Here is a 9,241-nt window from a genome sequence, read left to right as displayed (position 1 = left end):
GTGTCATCCCGGAAGCCTCGCAGAGGCTATCCGGGACCCAGGGGTTGCAAGAGCGGCGTGCGCGCCGCCCCTGGGTCCCGGCTCTTCGCTTCGCTACGGCCGGGATGACACGGAATTGGCGTTGGCCGCGATCACTTCCCCGGCCGCGTGTTGCCCGTCCAATGGTCCAGCCAGTCCAGCACCTCCTTGTGCCACTGCACCGAGTTCTGAGCCTTCAGCACCCAGTGGTTCTCGTTGGGGAAGTACAAGAGCTTGCTGGGCACGCCCTTGCGCTGCAGGGCGGTGAAGGTCGCCAGGCCCTGTTCGACGGGGATGCGGTAGTCGAGCTGGCCTTGGACCACCAGCTGCGGCTTGACCCACTTGTCGACGTGCAGGGCGGGATTGAACTTTTCGTAGGTTGTCCCGGGCTGCCAGGGCGTGCCGCCATTCTCCCACTCGGTGAACCACAGCTCCTCGGTGGCGAAGCCCATCGCGCGCGTATCGAAGACGCCGTCGTGGTTCACGAGGCACTTCCAGGGCTGGTTCCAGTTCCCGGCGATCCAGTTGACCATGTAGCCGCCGTACGAGGCGCCCAGGGCGCAGGCGCGATCGGCGTCCAGGAAGCCGTATTTCTGGGTGGCGAAGGCCCAGCCCTTCTGCAGGTCTTCCAGCGGGCGGTCGCCCCAGTGCTGGCTGATCGCGTCGGTGAAGGCCTGGCCGTAGCCCGTGGAGCCGTGGAAATCGACCATCACCACGGCGTAGCCGGCGTTGGCGTAGACCTGCGGGTTCCAGCGATAGGACCAGCTGTTGCTGAACGAGCCTTGCGGGCCGCCGTGGATCAGGAACGCGACCGGGTACTTCTTGGCGGGATCGAAGTTGGCGGGCTTCAGCACGAAGCCATGGACCGTCTCGTCGTTCCAGCCCTTGAAGTTGAACTGCTCGGGCTCGCCCCAGGCGACACCCTTGAGCGCTTCGCTGGACACGCTGGCGACCTTCACCGCCGGGCCCTTGGCCGGCAGCAGGAACAGCTCCGACGGGCTCTTCAGCGAGTCGGCGGCGTAGACGATCCCGTTCGGCCCGACGTCGAAGGCGCTGACGTGGCCGTCGCCGGTCAGGGCGGTGACCTTGCCGGTCTTCACGTCGATGGCGAACAGCTTGCCTTGGCCGACGTCGAGGGCCGTGGCGTAGATCGTCTTGCCATCGCGGCTCCAGGCGATGGCGTCGGCCGAGCGGTCCCAGGTCGGGGCCAGCTCGCGCGCCTTCTGGGTTGTTTCGTCGTAGATCATGATCGCGAAGCGGTCGGCTTCGAAGCCCGGACGCTTCATGGCGCGGTAGGCGATCAGCTTGCCGTCCGGCGAAGCGAGCCCGGTGGTGTCCCAGGCCTTGTTGTCGGCGGTGTAGTTGACCGGCTTGGCCGAGCCGTCCAGCGGGACGCCCCACATGTCGTAGTTGGTCGTCCAGGCCTCGTCCTTGCCGGCGACCTTGGCCGAGAAGACCACGGTCTTGCTGTCGAAGCTGATCGTGAAGTCCTCGTCGCCGCCATAGGGCTTGGTCGGCGTGTCGCCGTCGAAGCCCTTCATCAGGTTGATCGGCTGACCCGTCGCCGCGCCGCTCCCGTCCAGCGCATAGGCGAACAGGTGATTGCGGGTCCCGTCGGCCCACGTGTCCCAGTGGCGGACGAACAGGCGATCATAGACCGCGCCCGTGGCCTTGGTCGCCGTCTTGGCGGCGAGTCGCGCCTCGGTGCAGGCGAGGTCGGCGCAATCGGGGAACACGGCCATCGCGACGACGATCGTCTTGCCGTCCGGCGCGACCTTGTAGGCCTGGACGTCGAAGGGCGTCGCCGTGACCTGGGCGGCCGCTTCGCCGGTCACGTCGGTCCGGAACACCTGGTCGGTTCCGCCCGCGCGGCTGGAAACGAAGTAGATCGACTTGCCGTCGGCGCTCCAGCGTCCGCTGCTGGCGCCGCCGTCCGAGATCTTCAGCCGGCGCGGGGCCATCCTGGTCTTCAGGTCGGCGACCCACAGGGACATCGAGGCCTTGTTGGCCGGATAGTCCATCGTCCGCACGGAATAGAGCACATAGCGTCCGTCTGGCGAGACGCGGGGATCGCTGAGCCGATCCAGGCTCGCCATGTCCTTGGCCGTGAAGACGTGCGGCTTCGGCGCGACCGCCTGCGCATGGGCCGTTCCGACCAGGGCGAGAGAGAGGACGGCGGCGGAGGCCGCGAAGCGCAAGCTCTTGATCATGAAACCGAAAACCCTGGAAACGGTTGTGCCTTTGGCGGCGGAGCCTAGTCCTGCTTTTCCCCCGCCGCTAGGCGAGACTCGCCCAAGATCACCGTCCACAGATCGTCGAGCGACGTTCTGTTTCGCTGCGCGCGCGCTCGCAATAAAAGCGAAATAAAATCATAGTTTTAGGGCGTAACAATCCGAAACAGGACTTGCTTTGCCGCGACGCAGCATCACTCCTACATGCTAACCCGGGGCGAAAACGGCGGACTTCGGTTCGTCCGTCTAGCAATAAGGGTCTCTAGTGTCGGCTTCGGGTTACTTTCAGCACACGGTCGCGGGACCGGTGATCTTCGCCGGGATCGGCCTGCACACGGGCGCGCACGTGCGCGTCGTCGTGCGACCGGCGGCTCCCGACGCGGGGATCGTCTTCGTGCGGACCGATGTGCATGACCGCGACAACCGCGTTCCCGCCACCGCCGAGGCGGTCTGCCAGACGCAACTGGGCACGGTGATCGGCAACGCCGCCGACGTCCGCGTCTCGACCATCGAACACCTGATGGCGGCCCTGGCGGCCCTGTCGATCGACAACTGCGTCGTCGAGCTGGACGGCCCGGAAGTGCCGATCATGGACGGCTCGTCGGAACCCTTCGTCCAAATCCTGGACCGGGCCGGCCGCCGCAAGCAGGAAGCCGTCCGCCAGTACATCGAGATTCTCGCGCCGATTCTGGTCGAGGAGGGCGACAAGCGCGCCGCCCTGCTGCCCGCCGACCGATTCGAGGTCGCGTTCGAGATCGCGTTCGGCAGCAAGGCCATCGGCAGGCAGGCCGTCGACCTGGCGATCGACGAAGACTCTTTCCGCTCGGAACTGTCGAACTGCCGCACCTTCGGCTTCCTGCGGGACGTCGAGGCCTTGCGCGCCATCGGCCTGGCCCGTGGCGGCTCGATGGAAAACGCCGTCGTGATCGACGGCGACCGCGTGCTCAATCCCGAAGGCCTGCGCCGCAAGGACGAGTTCGTGCGCCACAAGGCGCTGGACGCCATCGGCGATCTTTATGTGCTGGGCAAGCCGATCCTCGGCCGCTTCGAAGGCGTTCTGGCCGGTCACGGCCTCAATAACGCCGTGGTTCGAGCGTTGCTGGCCCAGCCGCGCGCCTGGCGCCTGCGCGCCCTCGCGTCGGAACTGGCTGAAGCGGTTTAAGAGCGTCTCGGGAAGTCGGGGCTCGGCGTTCGCATTTGCGCCTTCCGTGGCGTGGTGTAGAAGCCTTGCACGGCGCAGGGGCGCACGTTTGCTTCGAGGGTGAGAGACTCCGTGCTTCGTAATTTCTCGGGACGTTCGGCCGTCACTATCGCCGCTGTTCTCGTCGCCGTGTCGGTGGCGGGCTGCGCCGGCAAGTCCAAGAAACCGAGCCTCGCCTACGAAGAACGCCCCGTCGAGCTGCTGTATTCCACCGGCGCCAATCGCCTGGATCGCGGCAACTGGAACGAGGCCGTCGACTATTTCCGCGAGGTCGAGCGCCAGCACCCGTATTCGGAATGGTCGCGCCGCTCGATTCTGATGACCGGCTACGCCCACTACATGGGCAACAACTACGCCGACGCCATCGGCGACGCCGACCGGTTCATCTCCCTGTACCCGGGCAACCCGTCGGCCAGCTACGCCTACTATCTGAAGGCCGTCTGCTACTTCGAGCAGATCGTCGACGTGAATCGCGACCAGGCCGCCACCGAGCAGGCGCTCGCCGCCCTGCGCGACGTCGTTCAGCGCTATCCCAACAGCGAGTACGCGACGGACGCCCGCCTGAAAATCGACATGGTCAATGACCAGCTGGCCGGCAAGGAGATGGCGATCGGTCGCTATTACCTGAAGAACGGCCAGACCCTGGCCGCGATCGGCCGCTTCAAGACCGTGATCGAGCGTCACCAGACCACCTCGCACACGCCGGAGGCGCTCTATCGTCTGGTCGAGGCCTACCTGACCCTGGGCCTGATGGACGAAGCCAAGCGCAACGGCGCGGTGCTCGGCTACAACTTCCCGGGCGATCGCTGGTACGCCGACGCCTACAAGCTGCTGAACGACAATGGCCTGAAGCCCGCCGTCGAGCCGCTGAAGGCCGGCGCCAAGCGCAACGCGCTGGAGCGTCTGCTGTCCAAGGACAAGGACGCCACCCTGGCTCCGCCAGGCGCCAAGAAGTCCAAGAAGGGCGGCTTGATGGGCGTGCTCGGCATGTGATCGCGGCGGGATCGAGGCTCGATCCCGTTTCGTTCCGCCTTGGCGCTTTGAAAAACTCTGATTCCCGGCGATCCTGCGACCATGCTGATCGGCCTATCCATCCGTGACGTCGTGCTCATCGAGAGCCTGGACCTCGCCATCGGCGAGGGCCTGACCGCGCTGACCGGTGAAACCGGCGCGGGCAAGTCGATCATCCTGGACGCTCTTGGGCTGGCGACCGGCGCGCGCGCCGACGCGGGACTGGTCAGGCGAGGGGCCGCCGGCCACGCCTCGGCCACGGCGATCTTCGCCCTGCCGGCCGACCATCCCGCCTTCGCCTATCTCGACGACAAGGGCCTGGACTACGTCCGCGACGAGGACCTGGTCCTGCGCCGGCAGTTGTCGGCCGACGGCCGCAGCAGAGCCTTCGTCAACGACCAAGCCACCAGCGTCGGCGTGCTCAAGGACCTTGGCGGCCTGCTGCTCGAAGTCCACGGCCAGCACGAGACGGTCGGCCTGCTGGATCCCAAGACCCATCGCGGCCTGCTCGACGCGTTCGGCGGCGTCTCCGTCTCGGCGGTCGCTTCGGCCTGGAGCGCCTGGCGCGCCGCGCGCGAGAAGGCCGAGGCCTTGCGAGATCTCGCCGGCCGCGCCGCCGCCGAGACCGAGGAGCTGACCCTGCGCCTCTCGGAGCTCGACCGCCTTGACCCGCGCGAGGGCGAGGAGGTGGCGCTGGCCGAGGAGCGGGCGCTGCTCAGTTCGGCCGAGAAGGCCATCACCGACATCGCCGCCGCCCAGGACGCGTTTGGCGGCGACAGCCTGTCGGGCAAGCTGGCCCAGGCCTATCGCGCCCTGGAGCGCGCCCGCGAGCGCGCCCTGCAGGCCGGCGCGCCCGCCGACGGCGTCGCCATGACCCGGCTTTCGGCCGCCTGCGAGGCTGTCGACCGCGCCATCGTCGAGGCCCAGGAGGCGAGCGCCGCCATCGACGCGGTCGCCGAGTCGTTCGAGTTCGAGCCTGATCGTCTGGAAAAGGCCGAGGAGCGGCTGTTCGCCCTGCGCGGCATGGCCCGCAAGCTCAACGTCCTGGTCGAGGATCTGCCCGCCAAGCGCGCCGAGTTCGCCGCCCGCCTGCAGGCGATCGAGACGTCCGAGGACGCCCTGAAAGCCGCAGACAAAGACGCCGCCGAGGCCCGCGAGGCCTATCTCTACGCCGCCGAGGCCCTGTCGGCCGAGCGCCGCGCCGCTGGCGACGCGCTGGCCACGGCGGTCGAGGCCGAGCTGACGCCGCTGAAGCTGGAGAAGGCCAAGTTCCGCGTCGCGCTGGAGCCGCTGGCCGAGGACCGCGCCGGTCCGACGGGCCTGGACCGCGTCGCGTTCGAGATTTCGACCAATCCCGGCGCGCCGTTCGGCCCGATGGAGGCGATCGCCTCGGGCGGCGAGCTGGCGCGCTTCGCGCTGGCCTTGAAGGCCGCCCTGGCCGGACGCGGCGGCGGCCCGCAGCCCTTGATGATCTTCGACGAGGTCGACCAGGGCGTCGGCGGGGCCGTGGCCGACGCCGTCGGTCTGCGTCTCAAGCGCCTCGCGGCCAACGCCCAGGTGCTGGTCGTCACCCACTCGGCCCAGGTCGCCGCCCGCGCGGACGCCCACTGGCGGATCTCCAAGTCCGGCGACGAGACCTCGACCCGCACCAGGGTCGAGCCCCTGACCCCCGCCCAGCGCGAGGAAGAGATCGCCCGCATGCTGTCGGGCGCGGAGGTCACCGAAGCGGCGCGGGCGGCGGCTCGGGCGTTGATGGCTTAAGCCCATCGCTCACTCCCCCCGTCAGGGGGAGGTTGCTAACGTCCCGCCTCGTTCCCGTCCTTCCGGATTCGCCGCCGTGTCCCTGATCCCTGTCGCCGACCTCACCGAAGCCCAGGCCGTCGAGGAACTGGAGCGCCTGGCCGACACGCTGGCCACGCACGACATCGCCTATCACCAGCAAGACAACCCGACGATCAGCGACGCCGAGTACGACGCGCTGAAGCGGCGGAACCTGGATATCGAGACCCGCTTCCCGCACCTGGTGCGCGACAACTCCCCGTCGATGCGGGTCGGCGCGGCGAGGGCTGAGCAATTCGCGCCGGTGCGCCACGGCGTGCCGATGCTGAGCCTCGACAACGCCTTCTCCAACGAGGAAGCCGAGGAGTTCGACGCGCGGGTGCGCCGCTTTCTGCGCCTGTCACCGAGCGAGACCCTGGCCTATACGGCCGAGCCCAAGATCGACGGCCTGTCGGCCTCGCTGCGTTACGAGAAGGGCGTGCTGGTCCAGGGCGCCACGCGCGGCGACGGCCAGACTGGCGAGGACGTCACCGCTAACCTGCGGACCATCGCCGACATTCCGCACCGCCTGAAGGGCTCGGGCTGGCCTGACGTGATCGAGGTGCGCGGCGAGGTCTATGTCGAACTGGAGGCCTTCGCGGCCTTCAACGCCGCCGCCGAGGCCGCGGGCCAACGGACCTACGCCAATCCCCGCAACTTCGCGGCCGGTTCGCTGCGCCAGATCGATCCCGCGATCAGCGCCCAGCGGCCGTTGCGGTTCTTCGGCTATGCCTGGGGCCTGGTGTCGGAGCCCTTCGCCGGCGGACAGTGGGAAGCGCTGGAGGCGCTGAGGTCCTGGGGTTTCGTGACGACGGCTCCGCCGGCGCGGCGTGTCGAGAACGCCCAGGGCCTGCTCGACGTCTACGCCGAGTTCGAGGCCCTGCGGCCGACCCTGAACTTCGACATCGACGGCGTCGTCTACAAGGTCGACGACCTGGAGTTCCAGCGCCGCCTGGGCTTCGTCTCGCGCTCGCCGCGCTGGGCGATCGCCCGCAAGTTCCCGGCCCAGAAGGCTCGCACGGTTCTGGAAGCCATCGACCTGCAGGTTGGTCGCACGGGCGCGATCACGCCGGTGGCGCGGCTGAAGCCGGTGACGGTCGGCGGCGTCGTGGTGACCAACGCCACCCTGCACAACGGCGACGAGATCGAACGTCTCGACGCGCGGATCGGCGACACGGTCGTGGTCCAGCGGGCTGGCGACGTGATCCCTCAGATCGTCGAGGTGGCGTTGGACGCGCGACCCGACCCGGCGCCGGAGCCTTATGTTTTTCCGCACGAATGCCCATGCCCGCTCAAGACGCCGCTGGCCCGCGAGGTCAACGCCTCGGGCCAGGAGTCGGTGGTGCGTCGCTGCACCGGCGAGTTCGCCTGTCCGTTCCAGCGGGTGGAGCACCTGCGCCACTTCGTGTCCCGCCGCGCCTTCGACATCGAGGGGCTGGGCGAGAAGCAGCTGCAGGCCTTCTTCGACGAGGGCTGGATCACCGAGCCGGCCGATATCTTCAAGCTGGCCCGTGACGAGCAGAAGCTGGCGACCCTGCGCGAGCGGGAAGGCTATGGCGAGACCTCGGTCGCCAATCTGGTGCGGGGCATCGAGGCCCGGCGCACGATCACCATGGACCGGATGATCTACGGCCTGGGCGCGCGCGACATCGGCGAGACCACCTCGATGGTGCTGGCGCGTAACTTCGATTGTTTCGAGGACCTGCAGCACGCCGCCGAAAAGGCCGCCGAAGGACTGCCGGGCGAGACCTATCTGGAGCTCTCCACCGCGCCCGGCGTCGGGCCCAAGGCGCTGGACACGCTGGTCGAGGCGGGGCGGGGTGGTCTCAAGGCCGATCCCTGGCCCCAGACCGACGACCTGGAGATCAAGATCGGTCACGCCGTTCCCAAGCTGACCAAGCCGGCCCGCGCGGCCCTGGCTCAGCGCTACGGGACCTGGGACGCCTTCGCGGCGGGGCTGGCGGCTGCGGCCGCGGGCGCGCCGGGCGACGACTATCTGCATCTGGCGGCGATCGACGGCGTCGGCCCCGTCGCGGCCCAGTCCCTGGCCCGCTTCTTCGCCGAGGATCACAATCGGCAGAAGGTCGCCAACCTGGTCGCCGAGCTCGACATCCAGCCGGTCGAAAAGCCCAAGACCGACACCGCCGTCGCCGGCAAGACCATCGTCTTCACCGGCGCTCTGGAGAAGATGACTCGTGACGAGGCCAAGGCCCAGGCCGAGGGACTGGGCGCGAAGGTCGCTTCGTCGGTGTCGAAGAAGACCGACCTCGTGGTCGCCGGCCCCGGCGCGGGCTCGAAGCTGAAGACCGCGACGGAGCTCGGCATCCAGGTCATGACCGAAGACGAGTGGCTAGCTCTGGTCGGAAGCTGACCGCTTTTCGAAATCCCGCCTCGTTTTCGTGTCAGGGCTTGTCCCGAGGGACGAGATCGCGCAACCAAGCGGTCAAACGCGCATTTGAAGCGCGACCCAGGGAGTAATTGATGTTCCGCACCACGATGATTGCCGCCGCCGCGCTTGGCTTGCTGGCGACCCCGGCCTTGGCCGCAGACGTCACCGGTCTGTGGCAGACGCCGACCAATGGCGGTCAGGTCGAGATCGCCCGTTGCGGCAACAGCCTGTGCGGCAAGTTGGTCAGCTCGAACCACATCCGCGAGAACCCGGCGCTAAAGGATGTGAAGAATAAGGACGAGTCCCAGCGCGTTCGTACGCTGAAGGGCCTGCAGATGCTCTACGATTTCACCGGCGGTCCGACGAAGTGGACCAGCGGCAAGGTCTACAACCCCGACGACGGCGGCACCTATTCCGGCACGATCGAAATGATCGGCGAAAACCAGCTGAAGCTGAAAGGCTGCATCGTCGCGCCGTTCTGCAAGACGCAGGTCTGGACGCGGTTGCGGTAGGGTTGAAGATGCTCCCCCGCGATGCGGGGGAGCTGTCGCGGAGCGACTGAGGGGGCAAGCG

At 68.0% G+C, this 9,241-nt stretch carries 6 protein-coding genes; 5 read left to right on the top strand and 1 reads right to left on the bottom strand.

Annotated elements, in window-relative coordinates; translation table 11 throughout:
- Positions 1-131 precede the first annotated feature (131 nt).
- On the bottom strand, positions 132-2,228 hold the full coding sequence (locus tag AX690_RS11240; RefSeq protein WP_066683126.1) for a S9 family peptidase: 2,097 nt from the start codon (positions 2,226-2,228) through the stop codon (positions 132-134).
- A 286-nt stretch (positions 2,229-2,514) separates the two neighbouring features.
- On the opposite strand from AX690_RS11240, the gene lpxC reads away from it, so the two are divergent.
- From lpxC to AX690_RS11215, 5 genes are all read left to right on the top strand, one after another.
- On the top strand, positions 2,515-3,411 hold the full coding sequence (gene lpxC, locus AX690_RS11235; protein WP_066683127.1) for a UDP-3-O-acyl-N-acetylglucosamine deacetylase: 897 nt from the start codon (positions 2,515-2,517) through the stop codon (positions 3,409-3,411).
- A 99-nt stretch (positions 3,412-3,510) separates the two neighbouring features.
- The gene (locus AX690_RS11230) at positions 3,511-4,443 is read left to right on the top strand and encodes an outer membrane protein assembly factor BamD (protein ID WP_082769618.1); all 933 of its coding nucleotides are present in this window, start codon (positions 3,511-3,513) and stop codon (positions 4,441-4,443) included.
- 81 nt (positions 4,444-4,524) lie between these two features.
- Complete coding sequence (gene recN / locus AX690_RS11225) at positions 4,525-6,222, top strand: DNA repair protein RecN (protein WP_066683129.1); 1,698 nt, start codon at positions 4,525-4,527, stop codon at positions 6,220-6,222.
- Between the two features lie 76 nt (positions 6,223-6,298).
- Positions 6,299-8,650, top strand: a complete 2,352-nt coding sequence (ligA, locus tag AX690_RS11220; RefSeq protein WP_066683130.1) for an NAD-dependent DNA ligase LigA — start codon at positions 6,299-6,301, stop codon at positions 8,648-8,650.
- Between the two features lie 110 nt (positions 8,651-8,760).
- Positions 8,761-9,180, top strand: coding sequence for a DUF2147 domain-containing protein (locus tag AX690_RS11215; protein WP_066683131.1), 420 nt, complete (start codon positions 8,761-8,763; stop codon positions 9,178-9,180).
- Positions 9,181-9,241 lie beyond the last annotated feature (61 nt).

The organism is Caulobacter sp. CCH9-E1 (assembly GCF_001556515.1).
Taxonomy (GTDB): Bacteria; Pseudomonadota; Alphaproteobacteria; order Caulobacterales; family Caulobacteraceae; genus Caulobacter.
The sequence above is the reverse complement of the archived record's forward strand: the minus strand, read 5'-3'. Positions and strand labels throughout refer to the sequence as shown.

What these genes read in the sequence shown, in the direction of transcription:
- AX690_RS11240 (WP_066683126.1), bottom strand. Translation starts at nt 2,228, where the DNA reads ATGATCAAGAGCTTGCGCTTCGCGGCCTCCGCCGCCGTCCTCTCTCTC.
- recN (WP_066683129.1), top strand. Translation starts at nt 4,525, where the DNA reads ATGCTGATCGGCCTATCCATCCGTGACGTCGTGCTCATCGAGAGCCTG.
- AX690_RS11215 (WP_066683131.1), top strand. Translation starts at nt 8,761, where the DNA reads ATGTTCCGCACCACGATGATTGCCGCCGCCGCGCTTGGCTTGCTGGCG.